Annotated in this window: 21 protein-coding genes, 1 tRNA gene and 4 pseudogenes; 12 read left to right on the top strand and 14 right to left on the bottom strand. The window is 42.0% G+C overall.

Going from position 1 to position 24,688, the window contains the following annotated elements:
- The first annotated feature begins 181 nt into the window (after positions 1-181).
- Both N1I86_RS10890 and N1I86_RS10885 read left to right on the top strand, forming a co-directional pair.
- Positions 182-340, top strand: coding sequence for a hypothetical protein (locus N1I86_RS10890; protein WP_003352615.1), 159 nt, complete (start codon positions 182-184; stop codon positions 338-340).
- A 10-nt stretch (positions 341-350) separates the two neighbouring features.
- Positions 351-653: a hypothetical protein gene (locus tag N1I86_RS10885; protein WP_341096289.1), complete on the top strand. Its 303-nt coding sequence runs from the start codon at positions 351-353 to the stop codon at positions 651-653.
- Between the two features lie 27 nt (positions 654-680).
- Here the strand turns inward: N1I86_RS10885 and N1I86_RS10880 are convergent.
- The 4 genes from N1I86_RS10880 to efeO all read right to left on the bottom strand — a co-directional run bounded on the left by N1I86_RS10880 (position 681) and on the right by efeO (position 4,867).
- A tRNA-Lys gene (locus tag N1I86_RS10880) sits at positions 681-753 on the bottom strand.
- A 170-nt stretch (positions 754-923) separates the two neighbouring features.
- Positions 924-2,675, bottom strand: coding sequence for an FTR1 family protein (locus N1I86_RS10875; protein WP_341096288.1), 1,752 nt, complete (start codon positions 2,673-2,675; stop codon positions 924-926).
- Positions 2,676-2,705: 30 nt separating this feature from the next.
- Positions 2,706-4,013 (bottom strand): iron uptake transporter deferrochelatase/peroxidase subunit, encoded by a 1,308-nt coding sequence (efeB, locus tag N1I86_RS10870; protein WP_327796509.1) that lies wholly within the window; start codon positions 4,011-4,013, stop codon positions 2,706-2,708.
- On the bottom strand, positions 4,013-4,867 hold the full coding sequence (efeO, locus tag N1I86_RS10865) for an iron uptake system protein EfeO (RefSeq protein WP_341096286.1): 855 nt from the start codon (positions 4,865-4,867) through the stop codon (positions 4,013-4,015). The genes efeB and efeO overlap by 1 nt, the downstream gene beginning before the upstream one ends.
- Positions 4,868-5,096: 229 nt before the next feature.
- Here efeO and N1I86_RS10860 point away from each other — a divergent pair, with 229 nt between their 5' ends.
- The gene (locus N1I86_RS10860) at positions 5,097-5,684 is read left to right on the top strand and encodes a nitroreductase family protein (RefSeq protein ID WP_003352623.1); all 588 of its coding nucleotides are present in this window, start codon (positions 5,097-5,099) and stop codon (positions 5,682-5,684) included.
- 752 nt (positions 5,685-6,436) lie between these two features.
- Here the strand turns inward: N1I86_RS10860 and N1I86_RS10855 are convergent.
- The 3 genes and pseudogenes from N1I86_RS10855 to N1I86_RS10845 form a co-directional block, all read right to left on the bottom strand.
- Positions 6,437-7,156, bottom strand: a complete 720-nt coding sequence (locus N1I86_RS10855; RefSeq protein WP_048624009.1) for a YebC/PmpR family DNA-binding transcriptional regulator — start codon at positions 7,154-7,156, stop codon at positions 6,437-6,439.
- A gap of 467 nt (positions 7,157-7,623) precedes the next feature.
- Positions 7,624-8,262: pseudogene (locus N1I86_RS10850) on the bottom strand (RNA-guided endonuclease InsQ/TnpB family protein); the annotation flags it as partial.
- A 20-nt stretch (positions 8,263-8,282) separates the two neighbouring features.
- Positions 8,283-9,328 (bottom strand): IS630-like element ISBs2 family transposase gene (locus N1I86_RS10845; protein WP_076611651.1). Its coding sequence is split into 2 segments (ribosomal slippage): positions 8,283-8,822 and positions 8,825-9,328, totalling 1,044 coding nucleotides; the frame shifts between segments, so codons are not numbered across the junction.
- Between the two features lie 43 nt (positions 9,329-9,371).
- Here N1I86_RS10845 and N1I86_RS10840 point away from each other — a divergent pair.
- On the top strand, positions 9,372-9,782 hold the full coding sequence (locus tag N1I86_RS10840; protein WP_341096283.1) for a MarR family winged helix-turn-helix transcriptional regulator: 411 nt from the start codon (positions 9,372-9,374) through the stop codon (positions 9,780-9,782).
- Between the two features lie 52 nt (positions 9,783-9,834).
- On the opposite strand, the gene N1I86_RS10835 is transcribed toward N1I86_RS10840, so the two are convergent.
- A complete protein-coding gene (locus N1I86_RS10835; protein ID WP_341096281.1) occupies positions 9,835-10,938 on the bottom strand; it encodes an ABC transporter ATP-binding protein in 1,104 nt (367 codons plus the stop codon).
- Between the two features lie 113 nt (positions 10,939-11,051).
- Here N1I86_RS10835 and N1I86_RS10830 point away from each other — a divergent pair, with 113 nt between their 5' ends.
- The 4 genes and pseudogenes from N1I86_RS10830 (at position 11,052) to N1I86_RS10815 (ending at position 14,500) form a co-directional block, all read left to right on the top strand.
- Positions 11,052-11,306 (top strand): alpha/beta-type small acid-soluble spore protein, encoded by a 255-nt coding sequence (locus N1I86_RS10830; RefSeq protein WP_341096279.1) that lies wholly within the window; start codon positions 11,052-11,054, stop codon positions 11,304-11,306.
- 143 nt (positions 11,307-11,449) lie between these two features.
- A complete protein-coding gene (locus N1I86_RS10825) occupies positions 11,450-12,226 on the top strand; it encodes an arginase family protein (RefSeq protein WP_341096277.1) in 777 nt (258 codons plus the stop codon).
- 303 nt (positions 12,227-12,529) lie between these two features.
- Positions 12,530-13,210 carry a 3-oxoacyl-ACP reductase gene (locus tag N1I86_RS10820; protein WP_341096275.1) on the top strand — a complete coding sequence of 227 codons (681 nt, stop codon included), beginning with the start codon at positions 12,530-12,532 and terminating at the stop codon, positions 13,208-13,210.
- A 321-nt stretch (positions 13,211-13,531) separates the two neighbouring features.
- Positions 13,532-14,500: pseudogene (locus N1I86_RS10815) on the top strand (bile acid:sodium symporter family protein).
- A 276-nt stretch (positions 14,501-14,776) separates the two neighbouring features.
- Here N1I86_RS10815 and N1I86_RS10810 read toward each other — a convergent pair.
- The 4 genes and pseudogenes from N1I86_RS10810 to N1I86_RS16780 form a co-directional block, all read right to left on the bottom strand.
- The gene (locus N1I86_RS10810) at positions 14,777-15,025 is read right to left on the bottom strand and encodes a hypothetical protein (RefSeq protein ID WP_328202833.1); all 249 of its coding nucleotides are present in this window, start codon (positions 15,023-15,025) and stop codon (positions 14,777-14,779) included.
- A gap of 2,026 nt (positions 15,026-17,051) precedes the next feature.
- A complete protein-coding gene (locus tag N1I86_RS10805) occupies positions 17,052-17,336 on the bottom strand; it encodes a hypothetical protein (RefSeq protein ID WP_341096272.1) in 285 nt (94 codons plus the stop codon).
- A gap of 252 nt (positions 17,337-17,588) precedes the next feature.
- Positions 17,589-17,891 (bottom strand): annotated as a pseudogene (locus tag N1I86_RS16785) (flagellin); the annotation flags it as partial.
- 642 nt (positions 17,892-18,533) lie between these two features.
- Positions 18,534-18,893 (bottom strand): annotated as a pseudogene (locus tag N1I86_RS16780) (flagellin N-terminal helical domain-containing protein); the annotation flags it as partial.
- Positions 18,894-19,072: 179 nt separating this feature from the next.
- On the opposite strand from N1I86_RS16780, the gene N1I86_RS10795 reads away from it, so the two are divergent.
- Both N1I86_RS10795 and N1I86_RS10790 read left to right on the top strand, forming a co-directional pair.
- Positions 19,073-19,261: a YjfB family protein gene (locus tag N1I86_RS10795; RefSeq protein ID WP_341096267.1), complete on the top strand. Its 189-nt coding sequence runs from the start codon at positions 19,073-19,075 to the stop codon at positions 19,259-19,261.
- Positions 19,262-19,438: 177 nt separating this feature from the next.
- Positions 19,439-20,896, top strand: a complete 1,458-nt coding sequence (locus tag N1I86_RS10790) for an MFS transporter (protein ID WP_341096266.1) — start codon at positions 19,439-19,441, stop codon at positions 20,894-20,896.
- Positions 20,897-21,038: 142 nt separating this feature from the next.
- Here N1I86_RS10790 and N1I86_RS10785 read toward each other — a convergent pair whose 3' ends face one another.
- Positions 21,039-21,383: a hypothetical protein gene (locus N1I86_RS10785; RefSeq protein ID WP_341096264.1), complete on the bottom strand. Its 345-nt coding sequence runs from the start codon at positions 21,381-21,383 to the stop codon at positions 21,039-21,041.
- Positions 21,384-21,461: 78 nt separating this feature from the next.
- Positions 21,462-21,857, bottom strand: coding sequence for a hypothetical protein (locus N1I86_RS10780; protein WP_341096262.1), 396 nt, complete (start codon positions 21,855-21,857; stop codon positions 21,462-21,464).
- Between the two features lie 593 nt (positions 21,858-22,450).
- On the opposite strand from N1I86_RS10780, the gene N1I86_RS10775 reads away from it, so the two are divergent.
- Together N1I86_RS10775 and N1I86_RS10770 are read left to right on the top strand one after the other, a co-directional pair.
- Complete coding sequence (locus N1I86_RS10775) at positions 22,451-22,765, top strand: DUF948 domain-containing protein (protein ID WP_341096260.1); 315 nt, start codon at positions 22,451-22,453, stop codon at positions 22,763-22,765.
- 228 nt (positions 22,766-22,993) lie between these two features.
- On the top strand, positions 22,994-24,388 hold the full coding sequence (locus tag N1I86_RS10770; protein WP_341096259.1) for an amino acid permease: 1,395 nt from the start codon (positions 22,994-22,996) through the stop codon (positions 24,386-24,388).
- Positions 24,389-24,688: the final 300 nt, after the last annotated feature.

The following is a 24,688-nucleotide window of genomic DNA, read 5'->3' as shown; positions in this document are numbered from 1 at the left end:
AGAAAGAGAGCATATACCAGAATGGTGAAAAAATGACTATTCTTATTGGGAAAAAGTTGTTTTTGATAAAAATTTTCCTTGTATTTTGAAACTGCTGCTGATAAAAAGGGATTTTTAAGGGGTCTGATAGGGACATGAAACATTAAGGACAATTAAAAATTGCAATAGGATGGTGAATAGGATGAATAAAAACACTTTAAGCCAAATTTCATTTGTATTGTCCGGCATTTCAGTTCTTATATTCGGAATTATCAAAAGACAAGGGCTGACAGCATGGGGGCTTTTTGTTTTGTTCTTTGTTATAGCGATTTTGCTTCGAAACTATGACAAAAAACGATGAGCAATAAAAAATGACCAGAAATCAAAGCATTATCCTTCCAGAGTATAGACAAAAGGCATCTGAATGGACATATTCGGATGTCTTTTGTCATTTTCATGCTTTTAAAGATGGCGGTCAGACCACGCCAAAAAGTCTATTTTATGCTATTACCGGACTTTTCGATGATCGGCAAGCCACCTTCTTCACATTCATCGCAGCAAAAGTATCTTTGCCAGCATTTCATCCATCTCTATTTTTTAATGACACACAAAAAAGCTATCGGCAAATCCCGGTTTCGGATTTGCCGACAAACGAAAAAGCAAGGCGCCTTTAAAACGCCTTGCTTTTTTGGACTTTATAATGGGGCATGCAGGGTTCGAACCTGCGACCTGCTGATTAAGAGTCAGCCGCTCTCCCAACTAAGCTAATGCCCCGTCTTCTTAAGAATATCTATTATACTACCATAATTTACTTTATAAATCAAGCCTTTACGGATGAAAGTTTTACCTCAAAAAATCCGGGGAGCGCGAATGTTCCGATATGGATTGAATCGACATCAAGAGAAGGCGACCGGTGATTCATACGGAACGCTCCCCTTATTAGGTTAAGCCGCCTTCTCACTTTTACGGTTTGATTTCTCTACCCAGTAAGCCGCTCCTGCAATGAGGACAACCAGCACAATCTGCGGAAGGATCGTTTCCATTGTCGGATAAAAACCGATCCATTCAATATTAGGCAAAGATGCCAAAGTATGCGCCGGAAGCAACTTGGCAACTTGCAAGGCATGGACGCTTACTCCGAGAATTTTAAACGATAAAAAGTAAATCAGCACAGTAGCAACCAAGAAAAACGGTCGAACCGGGATTTTGACGCTGAAATGAATAATCAAAAACCCAACGATGAACAAGATGACCAACGCTATTCCGATTCCTGCCAGCAATCGGCCGACACTCATCGAAGGAGCCATCCCAACATAAAAAATGATGGTTTCTGCTCCTTCTCTAAAAATAGCCAGAAAGCTGATCAACGACATCGTCCAAAGACGGCCGCCTTCAAGCGCTTGATTCATTTGCTGCTGAATATATTGATTCCATTGACGAACATTGGACTTATTATGCAGCCATGCCCCTACCGTTAACATCATGACAACAGCCGCGATTCCGGCAAACCCTTCGATATACTCACGGCTGGAAGCACCTGTCATTTTGGAAAAGGCCAAACTTAACACAACCGCAAACAATACACTGGCGAGAATACCGGTACCGGCCCCTCCCCATATCCATTTTTGTTTTTCCGCCTGATTCGTTTTTTTCAAAAAGGCGACAAGAGCCGCAATCACAAGCAATGCTTCCATGCCTTCACGCAGCAAAATCAAAGCGGCGTCCCAAATGCTGTAGCTTGTTTGTTTCATTAGAGACTCGAGGCGGGAATGTAAGTCATTGATGATGGCTTCTGCCTTATGGATATCACCGCTGTTGGAGCTTAAAATACTGACTGCCGCCGGTACTTTCGTCTCCATGTCATTGTACAATGCAGCGTCCCGAGTTTGAACTTCCCCTTCCACCATCGGCCAAATCGTTAAAACCTCATTTAAGGAGGAAACGGCCTTTGATTTATCATCCTTTTGGATCGCTTGGACACTATCCTCTAATAGTCGGTTTAAATCGGAAAGAGTATACTCTTTTGAGTTCGTTTTGGCGGACGCCTTTCCGGATAAAAAGTCATCAACCGATTGTTTCAATGACTGAAGGCTGTCTGATGCCTTTTTTTGATCAACTGGCTCTTGGGTAAGAGCAATACGCAAAAAGGACATATTTTTTTCGATTTCTCCATAAGAGGCAACACTTTGTTGTCGAACAACCATTTCCGCCTCTCGATTCCATACGGTCTCAAATTGGCGATATTGATTATAGGCTTGTTCCCATTTTTTACTTTCAATCAAAGTTTTCATTTGTTCCATCATCGGCTGCAGTTGACGGACTTTATCTTTTTCTTCCTCTTTATTACCTTTTGATTGCTGTTCTTCCAAAAGAATCAGCTGGCTTGATAAAGCGGAGAGAGCATGACGGAGATCCCCTGCATTTTTTTCGTGTAAAGCTTTTTTCGCCTTTTCCAGTTCTTGGTTGATCCGCTTTACCTGTTTGCCGCTTGGTTTTTGAAGCGTATTCCATTCTTGCTCAAATTGCTGGATATCCTTTTGAATGACATCCCAGTCAGCTGATGATTGCGTATGCGTTAACGCATCACCGATAGGAACATACAATTCATCATACCCTTTCTCGGCATAAGCAGGAGAAATCTTTAGAAAACAAACCAATATGCCGATCACGACGATGATGATGTGAGATCGTTTCAAAATATCATCTCCTCATTTCCAAACGAGACTCTATTCAAACAGAGACTCTCCGATATAGCCGCCTTTTTTTACACCGGGGAAGCAGGCAAAAATGGCGCTTCCGCGATGGGTAATATATTCGTTTAATTTGTCGTTTTGAGAAAGCCTGGATTGAATGGGAATAAATTGCCGGCTAGGCTTGCGTTGGTAGCACATAAAGAGCAAGCCTGCGTCCAAACTTCCGGTTTTTGGATCCATCCCGTCGGCATAAGAATACGAACGACGCAAAATTTTTTCCGTTCCGTCATGATGCGCCAGCCGAACATGTGAATCGACCGGAATGTAATATTGACCATCCGGCCGTTTTTTCTTTAAATCAAGAGGATCGAATTCATCTTTTTGACCAAGCGGAGCCCCGCTTGCTTTATGACGGCCAAAAGTCTCTTCCTGGTCGCGCAAACTGGACCTGTCCCATACTTCAATATGCATTTGAATTCTTCTGACGACTAAATAAGATCCGTTGATTAGCCAATTAGGCCCGTCTCCCGGCTGAACCCATACATACCGATTCATTTCTTTTGCATTGTGCACATCCGGATTGACCGTTCCATCTTTAAATCCAAATAAATTCCGCGGCGTATCTTTTTTGGAAGAAGCCGCTTGCTTGGAACGCTGAAATCCGGCTTGCGCCCAGCGGATCGTCGCTTTGCCGCGGGCGATTCTGACCAAATTTCGAACCGCATGGAAGGCCACTTGGGCGTCGTCTGCGCATGCCTGAATGCATAAATCTCCTCCGCACCATTTCTCATCCAACGCATCGAGAGGAAACTTCGGCAGTTCTTTTAATTCTCCGGGTTGCTTACGCTTTAAGCCAAAGCGATCCTTTCCATCTTTTACAAAAAGCGTGGGCCCCACACCAAAGGTAATCGTTAAATTAGAAGGCGAAAGCTCCGCTGCTTCTCCTGTATCTTTAGGGGGCAAAAAGTCGTTGCCGGAATTCTCTCCGACCGGCTTTCCGGCCGTCATCAAAGCGGCGGCTTTCGTCCAATCTTGAAAGAGTTGGATTAATTCTGATCGGCTCTCAGCTGTTACATCCATTGCAGCAAAGTACACATGATTTTGCATTGGTGTCGCAATTCCTGCTTGATGGGCACCATAAAAAGGAACGGTTTCGTCCTCTTTATCTTCTTCGGCCGCTTCCGGGAATAAGTTCGTCATCGTGAGCAGACTTCCGGCGCCGCTAGCCCCAAGCGCAAGGCCAATTCCTCCGGCTCCCGCTATTTTCAGCATATCTCTGCGGGAAATCTGCTTAGACAAAAAAGTTGGTTCTTCCGGTTGTTTCTTCGATTGTTCCGTCATTATGATTCCTCCACAACAATGCCCATTTTGGAAAGAGGCTCTGCCAGTGCATCAATCGCTTGGCTTAATTCTTTTACCTCTGCGGACGTTAACTCAGTGTATGGAACATATCCGTCGCCTTTTTTATGCTGATTGAGCAATTGGTTGACTTGATCAAAATGACTTCCGATTTCATCCGAAAGCTTCTTGTCTTTTTTCTCTAAAGCAGGCTTCAGCAACTCATAAATTTTTTCAGCTCCTTGGACATTTGCGGCAAAATCGTATAAATCAGTACGGGAATAGCGATCTTCTTCCCCCGTTACTTTCGATGTCGACACTTCATTCAATAAATCAACCGCACCGGTAATTAATATGTCCGGCGTCACTTTGACCGTTTCTACTTTGGCACGCAGCAATTTTACATCTTTCAACAATTGGTCTGCATATTGCTCATAGCCAACTGTCGTGTTCTCTTTCCACAAACCTTTTTCAATTCGATGGAATCCCCGCCATTCCGATGCCGGAACATCTCCTTCACGGGCGTCAATTTCAGGATCGAGGTCTCCAAATACTTCTGCAATCGGTTCTGACCGCTCATAATGCATCCGAGCCAGCGGATAAATTTGTTTTGCCTTTTCTATGTCACCGCTTTTGACAGCGTTTGTAAATTGTTCCGTGTCTTTTACAAGTTCATCTATTTCTCCAATGGCATAGCCACGATACTCTTTTGTGACTTGCGCCAATTCTTTTGACTGCTGCGTTGAAGCACTTTTGTCCGTCTTCTTAGGCTCAGAGTCTGTTTTAGAAGATTGAGAACAGCCGAATAACAGGCTGGATGATAACAATGTCACGAATGCAGCTTTCCAAATTTTCACTTTTCTTTTTCCTCCTCTATAGATGAATATGTATTCTATCAATCGAATAAAATATCAAACCGTTACAAATGTATTATATATAATAATGAGAATCATTTTCAATACTATTTTCATTCATTTTTCACAAAAATCCAACGAAAAAGAGAAAAAACCAATTATTTGTCTGAAAAATAAAACTGTTTTACAATAGAATTAGATTCATATAATCGACATGGTAGGAGGGGTTCCTATGGGGAAAACGGAAGTCGTACGTCAGCCGGAATACGAAATTGATTCTGTATTTTTAGAGCGCTGGTCTCCACGTTCATTTTTAGAAAAAGAGGTGCCGGAAGATATCCTGCTTAGCCTGTTTGAAGCGGCACGATGGGCGCCGTCTGCTTTCAACCTTCAACCATGGCGCTTTATTCTGGCTCGGACTAAAGAAGACCGTGAAAAATTCATGACGTTCATCGGTGAATTTAACCAAACTTGGTGCAAAAAAGCTCCCGCATTCGCTTTGATTATCTCTCAATTGACTAGTGAAAGGGGCAATATCGGTTCTCACGCTTTCGACGCAGGCGCCGCTTGGGGTTATTTATCCTTGGAAGCAACGAGAAAAGGCTTGATTACGCATCCGATGACAGGAATTGATTTTGACAAAGCTCGTGAAGTATTGAATATTCCGGAAGACTATGCGATCGATGCTCTTATCGCCATTGGCTATCAAGGAGAAAAGGAAGCTTTGCCACCACACTTGCAAGAAAGAGAAGTGCCATCCACTCGCCGGCCTGTGAAAGAATCCATCTTTGAAGGCAGCTTTGGCGAACCGCTTAAATAAGCAGTGGTGTACCTCTTATCTTTCACACATCGTACATATCTGTTACGTTTCTTTGATCGTTTTTATTGTTTTTTCTGGCGTTTTCGTTTTAATCGAATACGCCAAGAGCTAAGCGGTCGAGTATAGGTTCGATCGTTTTATCGTGTGATTACAAGCTATTTTGAATGAATATTGAACGATTTTTTCTCGCAAAAAAACGGTGCCCCGGAAGTCAGTTAGATAACCCGGGGCACCCTTTTTAATGTAAATCTTTTTATAGTATGATCGCGAATTTCATTCGCTTTCTGCGAGCGAACCGCAGCCTTCTCGCTCGTCCCTCGCTGCTAGGTATCGCCTAGTCTTGCTTTTCCCGCAGGAGTCTCGCCCATTTTGAGATCGTCACATTAAAATGCACCTAATGGTAGCCGTTTTGGCCATTAGCTGAACCGGATGTTTTCCCTTTCGGCTTTTGCTTGCTGTTTTGTTTCGTTCCGCCGTCTTTTTTCTTAGCCAACGAACTCCCTCCTTCGCATATAGGTAACATGCATTCCTTAATATGTGCAAAAAACGGAAGAAAATTTATCCCTTATTTACAAGAAAAGAGCGTTGATTACATCCTGCTGAGAACACTCGCCCTTTATGCCTCGATTGGTCTACTCTCCATCCTTCGAGAAAAAATCCTATTTATTCCCTTTAGTACATTTTTAAAGCATAAAAAAACCCAGCAACCTTTGTTGTTGCTGGATCGTTCTTTTTGGGCAAATACTCGGAAGTTATTCCCCTAAATCCACATTGTGGTACACTTGCTGAACATCTTCTAAATCTTCTAATGCGTCAATCATTTTTTCAAATTTTGCTTGATCTTCTTCTGAAAGGGTGACGTAATTTTGTGGAATCATCGTTAATTCCGCCACTTTAAAATCCGTTATTCCCACATTCTTGAATGCTTCTTGAACGGCATGAAATTGATCAGGGTCAGCATATACGATAACCGTGTCATCTTCTTCAAATACGTCCCGTACGTCCACATCTGCTTCTAATAATAATTCCAGCACTTCATCCGCTGTTTTCCCTTCGACTCCAATAACCGCCGTGGCATCAAACATATAAGCTACGGACCCGCTCACACCTAAATTACCGCCATTCTTTCCAAACGCTGCACGCACTTCTGACGCCGTACGATTCACATTATTCGTAAGTGCGTCCACAATCACCATCGATCCATTTGGTCCGAATCCTTCATAACGAAGTTCATCGTAGTTTTCATCGGAACCGCCCTTCGCTTTTTCAATCGCACGTTCAATAATCGCTTTAGGCACATTATACGTTTTCGCACGTTCCAGTACCACTTTTAACGCACGGTTGGCTTCCGGATCCGGTTCTCCTTGCCGGGCCGCTACATAAATTTCACGTCCAAATTTCGCATAAATACGACTCATATTTGCATCTTTCGCAGCTTTTTTATCTTTTATATTATTCCATTTACGTCCCATGAAGTTCCACTCTCTTTCCGACACAAAATGATTCACAACACTTTTAAAACATCCATTCAAGGTGTGGAGACGGAATTTTTCATAAAACCACTAAATCATATATGAAGATGACGCACTTATCTGCTTTTGAATTATACACCAATTGCATAGGTGGTTTCGAGTGTTGTTTCATACGTTTCAAGAAAAAGATACAATATCTTCTATTCCGCCTGATTTTTCCTTATTCCAGGATGAAACATGAAGGAATGCCGTTTTTGCTGCTTTTCACGCAAAATTTACTATCATTTTCCGATTCAGAAAAATATGGATAAGTTTTTTTATCCTTTACGGAAACGATCCTTTTGCTAGTGAACTACCCTCCACTTATCAACCTTACGGTTTGATTGAAGTGGGGGCTTCTCGGGTAATCCCGTCTAATGACAGAAAATTGACCGAGCTAACCCTCTCGTTCCGAAAGTTATTATTCTTTATGCTAATAAGCGTAATCCCTCATTTTTGATATTGATTGCTGAATTGTGATCGCGATCTAATACAAAGCCGCAAGAACATTTATATACACGTTCAGATAATGGCATTTCTTTTTCCTTGCCGCAACATGAACACTTCTTAGTGGAGGGAAACCACTTATCAATTTTCACAAGTTGTTTCCCCTGTTCTTTTAGCTTATACGCTAAGAAAGTAGTGAACATCCCCCAGCCGTTATCATGAACGCTTTTTCCAAAGTTGAGGGCTTGAGACATGCCTTTCATGTCTAAGTCCTCAATAATCACAGCGTCATAGTTTGTTGCTAATTCTTTTGACTTATGATGAAGAAAGTTTCTGCGCTGATTCGCTGTCTTTTCATGTAGCTTAGCCACTTTCAGGTGTTGTTTTTCCCATCTTGCAGAACCTTTCTTTCTTCGAGAAAGAATTCGTTGTGCTTTTGCTAATTTATCTAAGGCTTGCCGATAGTAACGTGGGTAATTGGCTTTCTTACCCTGTTCACTCTCGACATATAGACCATCCATAGCAAAATCCAAACCAACAACTTTCTGTATTTTAACTGGACGAATATCTTTCTCATATTCTGTCAAAATTGAAATGTAGTATTTGCCTGTCTTTGTTTTATATAAGTTGAATTAAAGATTTACAACTGAACACACAAACGATCGATCGTTTGTTCTGGTTTCTGGTTGATTCGCTGAATAAAGGCTTGGACATTCTTTCTAATTTCTTGCACACTCGAATAGAACACGTTGTAAATCACGTCTGATTTCAGCCATTTCCATAGCCCTTCAATCAAGTTCAATTGCGGACTGTATGGTGGCAAAAAGACGAGCTCTAACCGATCTTCGTGTTCTTTTAAAAATGGCTGAATGAGTTTGGCATGGTGAATTCGAGCGTTATCTAAAATCATCACTATTTTGCCTGTGGGATAGCGTTCTAACACAAGTTGAAGAAATCGAAGAAATGTTTCCGCGTCATAGCATTCTTCTTCGATGCAAAACACTTCCCCTGTTTCGTAGTTCAACGTGCCAATCAGCTTCAGCCCTTGATGTTTTCCAAACGTCGGAATGATTCGTTGTTTTCCTTTGACAAACCATGTTTTTTGAATCGCTTGGTAATCACGAATCATCGACTCATCTTGAAAGAGGACATGGGCGATGTTCCCATCTACCAGTTTTTTTTTACTTCAGGGAAGGTGATTTCGACGAATTCTTTTTGTTTCTCTTCATCGGCATTGGCTAGTGTATAGGTCGGTTTCGTATAGCTTAGCCCTAACCGATGCAGAATGTCACTTGTTCCGCGAAGCGTGTATGTTGGCCCCCACTTTTGTTGAATGAGTTCAGCGATTATCGCAAGCGTCCAATTATATTTTGCTTCGAATCCCACATCTACGGGGAGCTGATGTTCAATGATCAAAGCCAGCTCTTTTTCCTGCTCAGGGGTCAATCGACGTGGGGCGCCAGGTGAGTATTTCATCTCCAGTCCATCAAGACCGCGCTGGGCGTAGGCATGAATATAGTTATAAATAGTTTTCTTGGATCGACCAATAATCGTTGCGATTTCTCCTTTGGTATATCCCTGCAAATGAAGATAAATCGCTTGGTAGCGTTCATATGCTCGTTTACTTTTTGCTTCTTTCATGGCAGTGGACAACTTTTCGATCTCGTCTTTGTGATTTGGCATCATATTTTCTCTCCGTTCCCCTATTTTCTCTTTGTATTTATTCGCCGTGGAACGGGAGAAAACCTTTATTTTAATTTATATAGAAAAAAAAATGCAGCCATTCGGGATTACCGGGCCCCAGTATCATATCATGAAAATGTTGAAGCGCGAAGGTCCTGCCCGAGCGACTCAATTAGCGGACATGATGAATGTGAAACCAAGCGCCATTACTGTGATCATTGATCGATTAATTGAACGCGGGCTTGTCGAAAGGTGCCACTCCGACACAGATCGACGAGTAGTCATGATGCAATTGACGAAAGCCGGCGAAGAGCTGGTGGAAACTGTCAGTGTATCTTTCAGTCAACTGATGGGCACCTTTTTTTCTCATTTTTCCAACGCGGAATTGATGACCTTTTACCAATTATATAAAAAGCTTGATCAAGTCATCGACGAGGTTTTGTCCGAAGAAAAATGATCCCTTTTTGAAAGCAGGATAGATCAACGTCGAACAAAAAGTCGGTTCCTGCTTAGGAGCCGGCTTTATCAATCCGCCATTTCGTTTTCACATCAAAAAAGCAGGATTTTTCCAATTGAAAACGAAACGCCGCCTGTTCTCCCGCTTTCCATCCTTTATCGGAAGGCACTTTGGCTAAACATGGTTGACCTCCGACGAGAAAAGACAAGATGGTTTCGGCGCCCATAAACTCGACTAATTGAATTTTCGCCGTCACGGTTGCAGAATCTGTCATCCCCTCAGAAACCGTGATAATGTGCTCCGGGCGAATGCCTAGAAGGACCGTTTGCCGATCATACCCGCGTGCTTTCAGAAACGATGCTTTCTGTTCCGGCAGCTTAAAAAGCAGGTCACCGATCTGAAAGAAACCATTTTCCAACCTTCCAACGAAAAAATTCATCGCGGGGGAACCGATAAATTCGCCGACAAATTGATTAGCCGGATTTTCATACACTTCTTGCGGTGTTCCCACCTGCTGAATTTCCCCCTCTTTCATAACAACCAACCTTGTACCCAACGTCATGGCTTCTACCTGATCATGCGTTACATAAATAGAAGTCGTTTTTAATTGTTGATGAAGCTTTTTAATTTCATTTCGCATTTGAACCCGGAGCATCGCATCTAAATTGGATAGCGGCTCATCGAATAAAAACGCCTGCGGATGACGAACGATGGCCCTTCCCAGCGCTACTCGCTGCCGCTCGCCTCCCGACAACTCCCTCGGCTTCCGATCCAGTTTTCCTTTTAACCCCAGCACATCTGCCGCCCATCGCACCCGCTTATCGATCTCTGATTTAGGAAGTTTTTGCAGCTTCAAACTGAAAGCCATATTTCCGTAAACGGTCATATGGGGGTACAAAGCGTAATGTTGAAACACCATGGCCAAGTCACGGTCTTTCGGTGGAATGTTGTTGATTAATTTTCCGTCTAAATATAAATTCCCTTTTGTAATCTCTTCAAGCCCCGCAGCCATTCGCAGCACCGTTGATTTTCCGCTTCCAGACGGACCTACTATCACGAGAAACTCTTGATCTGAAATATGTAATGAAAAATCCCTTACCGCCTTTATGCCGCCGTGATACACTTTAGAAACGTGTTCAAACCGGATGTCAGCCATCCATCATTTCCCCTTCCCGAACGCCTTTCTCCCTTCAAGTATAAACTTTCCCATTTATGAAGCCAAAATTTTTTCGAATCGGACACACTATCAACGAAAGGAGGAATGCGATCATGGCAAGAAACAACAGACCTCTTGTACCCGGTGCCAGAAAAGCGCTCGACCAGCTGAAAGCGAATATCGCCGGCACTTCTCGTCCCCAAGATGCCAAATTTGAAGCTGCAAAAGAAGCGGGCGTTCCGTTAAAAAAAGGGTATAACGGCGATCTGACATCTGAACAAGCCGGAAAAATCGGAGGAAAGATCGGCGGAAATATGGTGAAAAAATTGATTCAATTGGCAGAAGAAAACTTAACGAAAAGAAAATAAGCACGTGGTCTCCTCCAAGCCCCCTTATAAAGGAGGAGTCCTTTTTTCATTCGCTGTGTGTTTTGTGCTATAGTAATAGAATAGAAAACCGAATGTCGCTTCATTCTCAAAACCTATGATTCAACCAAAGGGAGATGAAAACAATGGGTTTAGTGAATAAGGGTATGACGGTTTTACATTTTGATGAAACATACAAACTGCAGTCAAAACTTCAGCTTTTTCCTCACGAAAACATTGACTTCTACGATCTCCAACACGTGAACTTATACTGCGAACAAGATTCTTTAACCAAAATTGAACAACGTCTTGCCGAAAGACGGAAAAAAGGGATGACGCTGATCGGAAGCGGAAACTACCATTATGTCACATCCTCTTTGTTAAAAGAAATCAAAGAGCCCTTTACGCTTGTCTTATTCGATCACCATCCTGACATCGGCCGTTCCGACGAATCAGACACATTGCTTTCTTGCGGATCATGGGTATCCTATGCCCTAAAGAACATTCCCATGCTGAAAAAAGCCGTGATCATTGGACCAACCTCTCTTAAGAATCAGGATTCTTCTTTGCCTAACGTGACCATTTTTCCATACAACAGCCACAGAGTTTCTTCCAAGATGATTCTTTCCAACATACCAACAAACACCGTTTATATCAGCATCGATAAAGATGTGCTCAAGAAAACAGACGCCATCACCAACTGGGATCAAGGACAAATGTCTCTCGCTTCATTGCTCCATTATATAGAGGAACTGCTGCAATATAAAAACGTATACGGAATGGACATTTGCGGAGAAGCGAAATTCTCGCCCGATCAGTATTTCGATCCAAACTTTCAAGACGCCCTTCGCAAAAACGAATCCGCTAATATCAAAATTTTGCAAACTTTTTTTGAAGGAGCTTCCCATCTAAAAGGAGCATAACGAGACCGTCCTTGTTTTCACAGTTGTCAGATTCCTCATTTATTAGCTGATTCAGCCAAAGTGTTATTTGCCACTTTCAACGGAAGTACTGAAATGGTCGTATGAAGAAGACTTCAAATATTGAAACGGATCCAGTTTGCACCGCAGAGGGAAGCAAATCTTCGTTCATGCACTGCTTTCCTTTTTCGGGAAAGCAGTTTTTATTTTGCTTGAACGGCAATCCTGCCATACAAATTGAAAAGATCCATAATGATGAATGAAGGAACCCCTTCAAAAATTTTTTGCCAAGAGGAAGAAGAACAAATGAAGATCAAAGAGCAGCTCGTATTAGTAACCGGCGGAAGCAGAGGTCTTGGAGCGGCAATAGTCCGTTCTTTTGTCCGAGAAGGAGCACAAGTCATCATCAATTATTACCAAAGCAAAGAAAAAGCTGAAAAATTGGCGGAAGAACTCGGACCTCGTACATTGGCGCTGCAAGGAGACGTCCGCAGCAAAGAAGATATGGAAAACCTGTTTCGAAAAGCAGAAGAGCATTTCGGAAAATCGGTCACGACCATTATTCATAATGCCCTAATTGATTTTCAATTTGATTCCGATAACAAAAAAGACGCCTTTACGATTGAATGGGAAGATGTTCAAAAGCAGCTGGAAGGCAGCGTACGTGGAGCGCTGAACATCATTCAAGCCGGTTTAGAAAAAATGAAAGCCTCCAAATTCGGCCGAATCATCACCATCGGAACCAATCTTTTTCAAAATCCCGTCGTTTCCTATCATGACTATACAACAGCCAAGGCGGCATTGCTTGCTTTGACAAGAAACATGGCACAGGAATTAGGCCCATATAACATCACCATCAATATGGTGAGCGGCGGATTGCTTAAGACAACCGATGCCAGCCGAGCCACTTCGGATGAAGTATTTAAACTAATTGAAGCATCCGGCATCACCATCGCCCCCGTGGAAAGCAAAAAAATCTCCGGATAATCTTGATTGGCTTTTCATAAGACTATAACCACCTCACAGGTCGGCTTAACAAGCCGGCCTTTTTTGTTTATTGCTTCTTCCAACCAATCTCATCTTCATTTCGTACCTATCTCTTCCATTATCTCTGAACTTCTTAAGCTTCAAAAGCACTCTTTTTTCCCCACAAGGATACAATAAGGATATAGTCGTTGAACCGTTATCGTCATGGCCAAAAAGAAGAACAGGAAGTATCTAAACTTTTTTCTTTTCGGTCTTTTCGATAAAATGGAAATATCCGTTTTCATAAAGAAACAGATATTTTGGATGACAGAGGCGAAAATCATGTTACAACAGTTCAATGCACAACTGGAAAAAAGAATGCCGATTATCACGCCGGTCAGCGTGATCCTTGGCGTATTATTCGCCCATTCTTTGCATTCCTTTGCTTTTTTAGTTCCGTGGCTTTTTGCGTTTATGACCTTTGCCGGCAGCTTAAGTTCGAATTTTCGATCGTTTAAAGAGGCCGTTTTGCACCCGCTGCCCATTTTTCTGACGATGGCCATCCTCCATATTCTAATGCCGCTTGGAGCGTGGGCTTTTGGCCATCTTGCTTTTCACGGCGATCTTTACACGATCACGGGGCTCACTTTGGCTATGGCCATTCCGACCGGCATCACAAGCTTTATATGAGTTTCCATTTATAAAGGAAATATTCCTCTTACTCTTTCGGTGATTTTGATCGACACGTTCCTCTCGCCGTTTATCGTTCCTTATACGGTTTCCTTCTTCATCGGAGCCAAAGTGGAAATAAACACGATGGATATAATGAGCGGGCTGATCGGAATGATCGTCATTCCGTCGCTGATCGGCATGCTGGTTAACCAAATTTCAAAAGGAAAAGCCAAGGAAGTGCTTGCCCCTCGCTTGGCCCCGTTTTCGAGAATCTTTTTAGGAATCGTCGTCTTAATCAACAGCTCAGTGATTGCTCCGTATTTGCGCCATATCGATTGGAAACTGGTCGAAATTGCGGCGGCTGTATTTTTGATCGCTTTTAGCGGCTATTACCTGTCCTTTATTATCGGCCGGATATTCAAACAGAAAAAAGACACAGTGGTCGCGATCACATTCCTTGGAGGCATGCGCAACATCAGCGCAGGTGCGGTCGTCGCAGTTTATTACTTCCCGGCCAAAGCCGCCGTTCCCGTTGTGATCGGCATGCTCTTCCAGCAAATCCTCGCCTCCACATACGGACACATCGTGGACCACTATTATCGAAAACAAGCTAAAGCTTCGGAAAAGAGGGTGTCTTAGTAGCGTTAGAGGATGGCAAAATCAATTAAAAGTAGATCGTATGATATCAATTTTTAAAATTGCAGCTAATTCCAGAAATGAAGTAGTTTATATGAAAAACGTGTTAGAAGAGGAGCTCGTAAATGAAGCCGAATTTACAAACCGAAGGGATAATCATTTCTGAAAGCTTTCATAATAAGAGGAATAAAACATAAATGAACGTGCCAATTGTTGAGGGCTTCTTTTGAATGAAGTCCTCATATTGATTCATGTCGTCAAAACGTTCATACCGCAACTTCATCTGTTGAATCCTCTAAATACAGATGGTTGTCTTAGTTCAATAAAAAGCTCATCATTCTTTGTGTGATAAACAATGGTATTTTTATTTGATTTTAATAATTCCTTCGTTGCTTCTTGTAAATCCTTGATTGGACGAATCAACGCGACATCATCGACAATCTTTTTATTTCCGACTACATGGGCATCTAAAACTGACAATAAAACGTATTGATCAGGATAAATTTCACGTACTTCTTGCCATTTCACTTTCCCCGCCCCCATGTGCAAAATTTAGATTCGTTAAATTTATTGTATTTCCTTAAAAATTTATATTCAAGAAACTTTATGAGTCATGACGATGTGATACGTTCCTAGAAACGATTTACTCTAAAATGAAACAATATTCGTTATTACCAACTTTATGGAACAGTACCACAACTAATCGAGTAGGAGGGAGCGATTAACTCCCGTCCTCTCACACCACCGTACGTACGGTTCCGTATACGGCGGTTCAATTAAGATAATTGACGCAAGTCTTTATAACTTCCGTGAATAGCTGTTCTCTTTATGCCAGTGGTCACTCCACCCTCCAAGAGGTCTCCCACGGGATTCACCGCTTCCTCCCTCAAGTGAGGTACTACGTTTTCTGTGTTCATCATGACTCACTGAATACCAAGGGCTATTCTCTCTTCATTGTTCGGTCCTTCTTAGTTGTTCTAGACCAACTAATACTATGACCTCTGCTGACTTCTGACGGTTCAGCTACTTATCACTAAGTAGGTTATGAAGAGTACTTCACCTATCCGCCAGACCTCCCCGGGTAAGTACATGCACTTTCACACCATCTATCCGCCTCATTTACTCGATATGACCTTCGACAGAAAGAGCTTTGTTTTGTTATGCAAACTCACTCCATCATACCTAGCCTTATATGAGGTTCGTGTTCCTCGGTCCGGTGTTTTGCCTCCAGCTTCCTTCAGATTCCGCGTCACCACGGACACCCTTGCGTTAAGCTAACTGCTACTTCTGCCTTCTTAGCTCGGGACTTTCACCCTATAGATTACACCCATGCCGGGCGCACATAAAAAACAATAATCATAATGATTATTGTGACACATAGAAACCAATTAAAAATTACTTTTCTTCTCCCTTTTGCATCATAAAAAATAAATCTAGGTGTGGATTTCTCTTGTTTCATTTTTGGGAAAATACTCCTTTATTTGGTCTTGGTACCAACATAAAATATATGAAAAGGGGATCGCTTCCAGCTTCACTTTTCTCCTTTTTTGTTCCATTCATTTGCATGGTACATCATATAACACTTCGATCCATTTCTAAAACGGACCAAAGTTAGAAATTATTTATAATCAACATGACAATTCTCTTTTCCCTTCTCAAATACTTTCGACCTAAAAGAATGGATTCTTCAAACTCCTCTTCCATCCTCTGCTAATGATTACATTCATTCAATAATAAAAAAAGTGATGCTAAAGCCACTAAAATGGCAAATGGAACTCTATCGAAACAAACCAGATGAACTCGATGAATGTGCTATTAAATAAGATAATCCGCTATTTGCCAATCTACGGGAGATTTAGTAGGTGGCCGGGGAGGAACTTAGTAATAGAAATGATGACATACAGGTAGCTGTGATTATAAATCTTGGTTCAGCATTGTGCATTACAAAGCCCTGATTAACGATTTAGACAGCAGGGATTTATTCATTTTCCTAAAAACGGAAGAAAAGAAAGTGGAATAAATGACAAAAAAATCGGTTAAGAAAAGAGGCTGTGGGACATCGGTCTCAGTATGAACGTAATATCCTAGTGAATCATATAGCAATTCTATTATTCACACAGAGAACGAAACTACAATTGCAAGGAAGGACAAAAGAAGAAACAAGGAGTAGTCTATGCCAAACAGAGACTGGTAAATATTGTGTATCGAATTATGAAGGAGTAAAGACCTTATGCGTAGCCAAATAGCTGAACTAGAAAGCACATGATGAAAAAGAGATAAAGCTGGACTGCATCTAGTATCTCTTTATCCACCTTACGACCTATCTAATAAATCGTGATGACTTAGTACAATCAGAATTAAAAATTTAGAAGAAAGTACATAAGTTGAACTCTAAGATGATTTGTCTTAGCGTTTTTAATCTTAGTTTCTTAAACCTCAAGATATTAATTTTCTTACAAAATTTTGGGCTTAATAGTCATCCAAAGTATTAACTAAGCTCTCATCTTTCGAGGTTTAAGTACTTGACTTCATCCTAATCTTATTTTTTCGCCAATCAAAATATAATCAAAATATAATCACCATTACGGTTACATTGTAATTTACCCTCACCTATCAACCAAATACATTTATCTGTTTCAAAAATAAAAGTGGTTCTATCACCTTCATTCAATGCAAAATCTTTAATCTTTCCTAAGTTAACTTCCCAATAACCTTCATATTCCTCAGTATTATCCAATAGCTTCATACCTGAACAACTTAATTTTATATATTTACCGTAACTATTTCGGTATTCTATATTTATAATATTATAATTTTTCAATATATTCATCCCTTTCATATTTGTATTACCTTTTGCTTGAGTTCATATTCTTTCCACTTCTTCAGAACTCAGAATTACTTGACTTACTTTGTATTTCCCTCTGTTGATACATTCAGCACTCTTAAGTGTAGTTTCAGTATCAAAACCACTATCGACTAAACTACTGCCACGTTTACTACAGAAAAAATGACAAGGATCATTATTCCATCCCCTTATCAAGGATAAAAAGAGACTCTAGCGAAACTAGAGTCCCTTTCATGTAATCTAAAATTAACGAAGAAGTTGCAATACTCCTTGCGGTTGTTGATTCGCTTGAGCCAACATAGCTTGAGCAGCTTGAGCAAGAATAGAAGCTTTTGTTTGTTCCATCATTTCTTTTGCCATATTTACGTCACGGATACGCGATTCAGCAGCTGTTAAATTTTCGGAAGATGTGCTTAGGTTGTTAATTGTATGTTCTAAGCGGTTTTGGTAAGCACCAAGTTTAGAGCGTTCAGCCGACACTTTTTCAATGGCATTATTAATAGTAGTAATAGCTGCATTGGCTGCTTCTTGACTTGAAATGTCAACACCTTTTACTTCGAAAGTAGTATCAGAATTAACAGCAGTTCCCAAAGTAAATAAAATATTACCCGCCGCATCTTTAAATGTTTTACCATCAGTAGAAGTTGCTACTACTTGTCCACTAGAATTTTTGAGTTCTTTTGTTGTTGAATTGTAAGAATATGTTCCAGCTTCGAGACCATTGTTAGTAGCGGCAGCAGTACCAGTGGCCTTGGAGTTATCTATTTTTACGGTACCACTTGTAACTGCATCAGCAAAAGTACATACATCATCCTTAGAACCAGCAGCAGTAAAAGTTTTTCCATCTGTGCTAGATGCTACTGCTAGACCATTACTATCGATCAATTCATATTTACCTGTAGTGTCGTTTTTCTTAACTGTATATGTTCCATTAGCTATTTTTTGTGTTTTATTTGCGTTACTATTTTGTGTTCCATCGTTATCATTTTGTGTTTTATTTGCGTTACCACTTAGTGTAGCAGTAGCAGTATAAGTAACATCGCCTGCTACTCCAAGTGTGAAACCTCTCATATCAGAAATTTGTAAGCTTAAATTTTGACTTTCATTAGCACCAATTTGGAAAGTACCTTTAAAAGATCCATTTAAAAGCTTTTGTGTATTAAATTCGGTTGTATTTCCTATCCGACTTAGTTCTTGTGACAACTGATCAACTTCTTTTTGAAGTTCTGCACGGTCTGATGCAGTGTTCGTATCGTTAGCCGCTTGAACCGCCAATTCGCGCATACGTTGAAGGATATCATGTGTTTCATTTAAAGCACCTTCAGCTGTTTGAATTAGTGAAATTGCGTCTTGCGAGTTGCGAGATGCTTGGTCTAAGCCGCGAATTTGAGCGCGCATTTTTTCGGAGATTGCAAGCCCTGCTGCGTCGTCTCCGGCACGGTTAATGCGAAGACCGGAAGATAGTTTTTCCATCGATTTTGATTGGGCATTAGAGGCAGCATTTAATCGGTTTAACGTATTTAACGCTGCGATATTGTGGTTGATAATCATGTTCTTTTCCTCCTTGAATGGGTTTTGCTTCACATCCGTGTGAATGTGAGGATAATAGGTCGGCCGCCCTATTTCCTCGCTCGTGTTTAATATCGGCGCCGGGAAAGATTGTTTAATAGTTTTAAAAAAATTTTTTCGTCTTTATGCTAAAATGAGCTAAATTGGTTAAAAGGAGCTTTATGGATATTGCCGCGTTATCGGTTGGATTGCATCAAATCCAGCTGCAGCAAAACATCGGAATTGCGCTAACGAAAAAAGCGATGGATACGGCGCAAATTCAAAGCCAAGAAATGATCAACATGATTCAGCAATCAGCCGTTCCCGCTCCCCATCCGACATCCGGTCAAAAGATTGATGTAAGGATTTAACTTAAAAAATCCGACAGCCGAGCTGCCGGATTTTTTAATATCATCTTTTCTGTATCTTCTATGCCCATCAGTTGATATTTCCTTTCCATTTGTGATATTTTTACATAAAATTAAGGACGATTTTTTCATAAAAATGCTTGATTCCGTTTTTCATTCTCAGGTGGAGAGGGTTTTTATATGGAAGAAAACAGACACGGCAGTCCGGCAGCAGGGCAAGCGGCTTCGTCGAAAAGACGCTGGTGGATTTTGGCGACGGTGTCGATCGGGACGTTTATGGCCACGCTGGATGGCAGCATCGCCAATGTGGCGCTGCCGTCGATTGCCCGCGACACTCATACGTCCATGGGAGATGTGCAGTGGGTGTTAAACGCGTATCTGCTGACGATTTGCGCCCTTTTGCCCGTTGTGGGGAAAATTTCCGACATGGTGGGACGTACGCGGATTTATAATGACGGGTTTTTGATCTTTACGCTGGGGTCGTTATGGTGCGGACTTTCTCATTCGCTTACAGGATTGATACTGGCCCGAATCGTTCAAGCGATCGGTGCGGCCTGTATGATGGCGAACAACCAAGCGATTGTATCGGTGACATTCGCAAGCGGCGACCGCGGCCGGGCAATGGGGATTACAGGAGCGATGGTGTCGATCGGATCGCTGACGGGTCCGGGGATCGGCGGGATTTTAATCGGCCATTTTGGCTGGCCGGCGATCTTTTTCGTGAACATTCCCATTGGGATCATCGGCTTTATTGCCGGCTGGTTTATTTTGCCCCGCTCAAAAAGAAACAGCCATCAAGAACCTTTCGATTATACGGGCTCGGTTTTGTTTATGATCGGAATGGTCGCCTTCTTGTACACGGCCTCTAAAGGCGAAGAATGGGGCTGGGGGTCCAACAGAACGCTTTCGCTCGGTCTTCTGGCAATCATTTTCTTATTTGCGTTTTTCATTTGGGAACGAAAAACGCGCTTTCCGATGATTGACTTTTCTCTGTACCGGATTCGCGCGTTCCGTATCGGCAATATCACGGCGTTATTGTCGTTTGTTGCTCTTTTCTGCTCGAACGTGATGATGCCGTTTTACTTGCAAAACATACTCGGATTCTCTCCGGAAAAAACCGGTTATGCGATGATGGTGTACCCGATGGTGATGGCGGTTGTCGCTCCGTTTGCGGGCTGGCTTTCCGATAAAATCGGGTCGTCGTATTTAACGACCGGGGGATTGCTTCTGAATGCGATTGGATTCGCACTTTTAAATACGTTGTCGATGAAAGAAAGCATGTGGGTCGTGGCTCTGCACTTAGCGATTTTCGGGCTTGGCCACGGTTTCTTCCAGTCGCCGAACAATTCCAGCGTGATGGGTGCCGTTCCGCGTCCGCAGCTGGGAACGGCTGGAGGGCTGAATGCGCTTGTCCGCAATGTCGGAATGGTTTTAGGCGTTTCGTTCTCCGTCACTTTGCTGACGTTCCGCATGAATCAGCTGAGCGGCCATTCAGGGCAAGTTTCCGCTCACGAAAGCGACGCTGCTTTGATGATGCAAGCACTTCATACCGTTTTCTGGACGGCGTTTGCGATTTGCTTAGTTGGCGTTATGCTTTCCTCTTTGCGCCTGAAAAAACAACCCCAGTCTTCTGATTAAAACCGTCCTTCTCCGACATTCACACACGTTTGTCGGAGAGGCTTTTAATTGGCTGGATTATTGCCGTCGAATGTGAATAAAGAAAGATAGGGGCAACGTCTAAAATGGAAAAATGGCCGACCGGTACATTCTCATTCCCGTTCTAATACCGGAGCGAGACGACTGATTTGCTGACGGTGATATGCTCCAACGGATACCCTCTGCTCCGCAAATAATATTCCACGCCGTTTTTGGCAATATCGATATTATTTTTAGGACCGATGGTGACATGCCTCACCGGCAGCTTTTCTTTCAATTCAATCGAAATATAAGGAATAATGATGCCGTTAGCCGAACGAAACAAGACTTTGCCGTCGCCGGTATTTGCTTTTCTTCTGCGTGTAAAGGCAATGCGGTATTCTTCTTCGTTTTTGAAAGCTTCATGTTTGAAAAAAATCGAACAGGATGTAATGATTTCCGTAAAATATGTCGGCAGTTTGGCAACCATTTCATCATCGTTGAACTGCCTGCGGTGCTGCAGGAGGAATTCAAACGATCGGATCAAAGAATGAAGGAGAGTCTGTTCCTACTTTTCTTTTTCGTACAGAACATTTCCATAAACAACGCTGAATTCTTGTCCCATGTTTTCCGAAAGGCGGTTGATTTCCGCCAACAATTTATCGTAAGAAAAGCCGATATTGTAGCCGTCACCCCCCGAGTAGTTGTACCAGAGGGTTAACGAATCTTGATTGGGAGTCAAAGACAAAACGTACACTTCCAAATGATCCAAATGAATCTCATGCAAAAATTTAGAAAGAGCCCATCTCATTTTTCCCACAAATCGATTCCGGCATTTCAAAAGTTCCACGTCATTTCCGTACTTTTGGTTGATGTGTTGTTCAAATAATTCAAGCACATGGCGGGCAATATGATGAATGTAGACCAACTCGCCCGAATCGTTTAAGAAATTTCCTTTGGACATCCAGATGCTTCTGTTGTCGATCATTCCCATGAAACTGTCCAAATTGGTGTAGTGGTAGAGAATATCATGGGGACGTTCCGTTTGCCCTATGGCACTTCCCCGTACTTCCAAAACAGCGATTGCAGCTGCTGCATGAATGAGTCTTGTTCTGCCATCCCATCACTCCCCGATCATATTCACGATGTCCATGTTTCATTTATTTCAACCACTTCTTCTCTTCTTTTTCCCAAAATTCTGAAAAACAAACCTGCGTTCCGATCGCGCCGCACCTCCAACATATGGCATCCACTAAAGCGAAAAAGCCGAATTCCCTTTCCGCTTGAAAAAGAATCCGGCCTTACGTTTTTTACTATTCTTATGATGGATTGTCCGTACTTATCCCTTTTTTTTTTCCGTTCGTTTATTTAGGACGGTTTCCGGAAAAAATCAATGGCGGCTGTAATGGTTGAAAATCCATTCTTTCCATAAGAATATAACGAATCCCATTAGCCTAAGCGTAACAGAATTTCATGTGGATCTTTCCTCATTCGCCAAAATCCGATACACTTTTTATAAATGCAGTGGACGCAGAGAAAGAAGGAGGAAACAAATTCATGATTTTCATTTTATATGCAAGCCTTATTCTTTTTATCGGAGTTCTGATCTTTTTGGACCGTGTTGCCGTTAAAACATACCGCTCCGCCCGGCCGAAAGTCGAACATATTCAAGGGACGATCAAACGTATGCAAGAGCAAACCGATCTTATCAAAACGGAAGCCATCAAACTTTCTGAATATCAGCGTCAAATGCTGGAAAAGATCGAAGACACCAGGAATTCATTGGAAACTGCTGCAACAGCGGCGAAGCAAACACCGGAAATGGTGAAAGAATTCTTTAGCGCTCTCTACACTCAAAGAAAAAAGAATTAAGCTGACCAAATTCATCTTATACAATTGATAATCTCTCTGCTTTTCGGATGTCGATCCACGCGGCATCCTTTTTTAAATAAAATAATTTTTTATTAAATTTTTCTTTTTTTATTTTTCAAACGCTTTCACTAATGCTTCCATCTTGACTTCGACATCGTACGACATTATACTCAAAAAGTAGTAATATTGAGATTTCTGAAAATTCAACTATTTTTATAGGAGGACATCATGAGTACACTATTTCGAAAAAAATCGATCGATGAGATGCTTATGCAGAGCCGGAAGAAAGAGTTGAAGCGATCGCTTGGATTGCTGGACTTGATCTTTCTTGGCGTCGGTTGTGTAATTGGGACAGGCATTTTTGTAGTAACGGGAGTTGTAGCAGCTCAAAGTGCAGGTCCCGCTATTATCCTTTCCTTTATCCTTGCCGGAATTGCCTGCGCGTTGGCTGCCTTTTGCTATGCAGAATTTTCATCAGCTGTGCCGATTTCCGGAAGTGTTTATACGTACACATACGCGACACTTGGCGAAATTTTCGCCTTTTTGATCGGCTGGGACTTAATGTTGGAGTACGTTCTGGCCATTTCAGCAGTCGCAACAGGTTGGTCGGCTTATTTTCAATCGCTTATTGAGGGATTTGGTATAAAAATACCCGCCATTCTTTCTTCAGCTCCCGGATCAGGGCATGGCGGAGTAGTAAATTTACCGGCAATTCTGATTATTTTGTTAATTACTGCTTTAGTCAGTAAAGGAGTAAAAGAAAGCACTCGTTTCAACAATATTATGGTGCTTGTGAAGCTTGCCGTGATCCTCGCTTTTATCGTTGCGGGCGCTGGCTATGTGAAGCCGGATAATTGGACACCGTTTATGCCATTCGGTTTTAGCGGAGTCGTTACGAGTGCAGCGACGGTTTTCTTTGCCTATATCGGTTTTGATGTGATTGCCACTGCTTCCGAGGAAGTGAAACGTCCGCAGCGGGATATGCCTATTGGAATTATCGCTTCCTTAGCCATTTGTACGATCTTATATATTGGTGTTTCTCTTGTTCTAACGGGAATGATCCCTTACACAAAACTGAATGTCGCCGACCCGGTCGCCTTTGCTCTTAAATTTGTCGGTCAAGACCGGTTGGCCGGGATTATATCTGTAGGCGCCGTTGCCGGAATCACTACTGTTCTGCTCGCTTTGATTTACGCACAAGTCCGGCTTTCTTATGCGATGAGCCGTGACGGTCTGCTTCCAAAAGTGCTTGGCCGTGTTCACCCAACTTACAAAACGCCGTTTGTCAACACTTGGATCACAGGAATTATCGCTGCCTTTATTGCAGGATTCGTGGATTTAACTACTCTTGCTCATCTTGTCAATATGGGAACGCTCGCAGCCTTTTCGCTCATTTCCATTTCGATTATCGTATTACGGAAAAAATATCCTGACTTAAAACCTTCATTCAGCGTTCCATTTGTTCCTGTGCTTCCGGCTATCAGTGCTCTGATCTGTATTTACTTGTCACTTAGCTTGCCAAAAGTCACTTGGATTTCTTTTCTCATTTGGCTGGCGTTCGGAACGCTCGTTTACTTTATCTACGCCAGAAAGCATAGCCATTTATCCAGCCCTCGACAATAATGATGTATGTGTTCTGTTGCACTAGTGCTTATGCTTATCCTTGTCCAACAGATTCTTCCAATCAAGAAGATTGTGTGGTTCTTTCTTTGATTCCTTCTTCAAGGTGAGCCAAATTTTCTCAATGGAATACGGAACTTTTTTCAATCAAATAGAAGACGCCTTATCAAAGCAGCTGAGACTCGCTTCCGGAAAAGAATGGCCCCTTCAAACTTTCTTGCAATGTATGGAAAAACGGTCCGTTTTTTCTATACTGTAAAGTTTGGAGAGGCTATTTTTTACATTAGGGCAGGTAGTACTTAA

The organism is Bacillus sp. FSL W8-0116 (assembly GCF_038003825.1).
Taxonomy (GTDB): Bacteria; Bacillota; Bacilli; order Bacillales; family DSM-4216; genus Bacillus_O; species Bacillus_O smithii.
The sequence above is the reverse complement of the archived record's forward strand: the minus strand, read 5'-3'. Positions and strand labels throughout refer to the sequence as shown.

Coding starts and splice junctions, on each gene's coding strand:
- N1I86_RS10785 (WP_341096264.1), bottom strand. CDS start 21,383: ATGGTTGCCAAACTGCCGACATATTTTACGGAAATCATTACATCCTGT.
- N1I86_RS10780 (WP_341096262.1), bottom strand. CDS start 21,857: ATGTCCAAAGGAAATTTCTTAAACGATTCGGGCGAGTTGGTCTACATT.
- N1I86_RS10860 (WP_003352623.1), top strand. CDS start 5,097: ATGGGGAAAACGGAAGTCGTACGTCAGCCGGAATACGAAATTGATTCT.
- N1I86_RS10820 (WP_341096275.1), top strand. CDS start 12,530: ATGAAGATCAAAGAGCAGCTCGTATTAGTAACCGGCGGAAGCAGAGGT.
- N1I86_RS10890 (WP_003352615.1), top strand. CDS start 182: ATGAATAAAAACACTTTAAGCCAAATTTCATTTGTATTGTCCGGCATT.
- N1I86_RS10825 (WP_341096277.1), top strand. CDS start 11,450: ATGGGTTTAGTGAATAAGGGTATGACGGTTTTACATTTTGATGAAACA.
- N1I86_RS10790 (WP_341096266.1), top strand. CDS start 19,439: ATGGAAGAAAACAGACACGGCAGTCCGGCAGCAGGGCAAGCGGCTTCG.
- N1I86_RS10855 (WP_048624009.1), bottom strand. CDS start 7,156: ATGGGACGTAAATGGAATAATATAAAAGATAAAAAAGCTGCGAAAGAT.
- efeB (WP_327796509.1), bottom strand. CDS start 4,013: ATGACGGAACAATCGAAGAAACAACCGGAAGAACCAACTTTTTTGTCT.
- N1I86_RS10795 (WP_341096267.1), top strand. CDS start 19,073: ATGGATATTGCCGCGTTATCGGTTGGATTGCATCAAATCCAGCTGCAG.
- N1I86_RS10775 (WP_341096260.1), top strand. CDS start 22,451: ATGATTTTCATTTTATATGCAAGCCTTATTCTTTTTATCGGAGTTCTG.
- N1I86_RS10830 (WP_341096279.1), top strand. CDS start 11,052: ATGGCAAGAAACAACAGACCTCTTGTACCCGGTGCCAGAAAAGCGCTC.
- N1I86_RS10835 (WP_341096281.1), bottom strand. CDS start 10,938: ATGGCTGACATCCGGTTTGAACACGTTTCTAAAGTGTATCACGGCGGC.
- N1I86_RS10805 (WP_341096272.1), bottom strand. CDS start 17,336: ATGAAAGGGATGAATATATTGAAAAATTATAATATTATAAATATAGAA.
- N1I86_RS10770 (WP_341096259.1), top strand. CDS start 22,994: ATGAGTACACTATTTCGAAAAAAATCGATCGATGAGATGCTTATGCAG.
- N1I86_RS10885 (WP_341096289.1), top strand. CDS start 351: ATGACCAGAAATCAAAGCATTATCCTTCCAGAGTATAGACAAAAGGCA.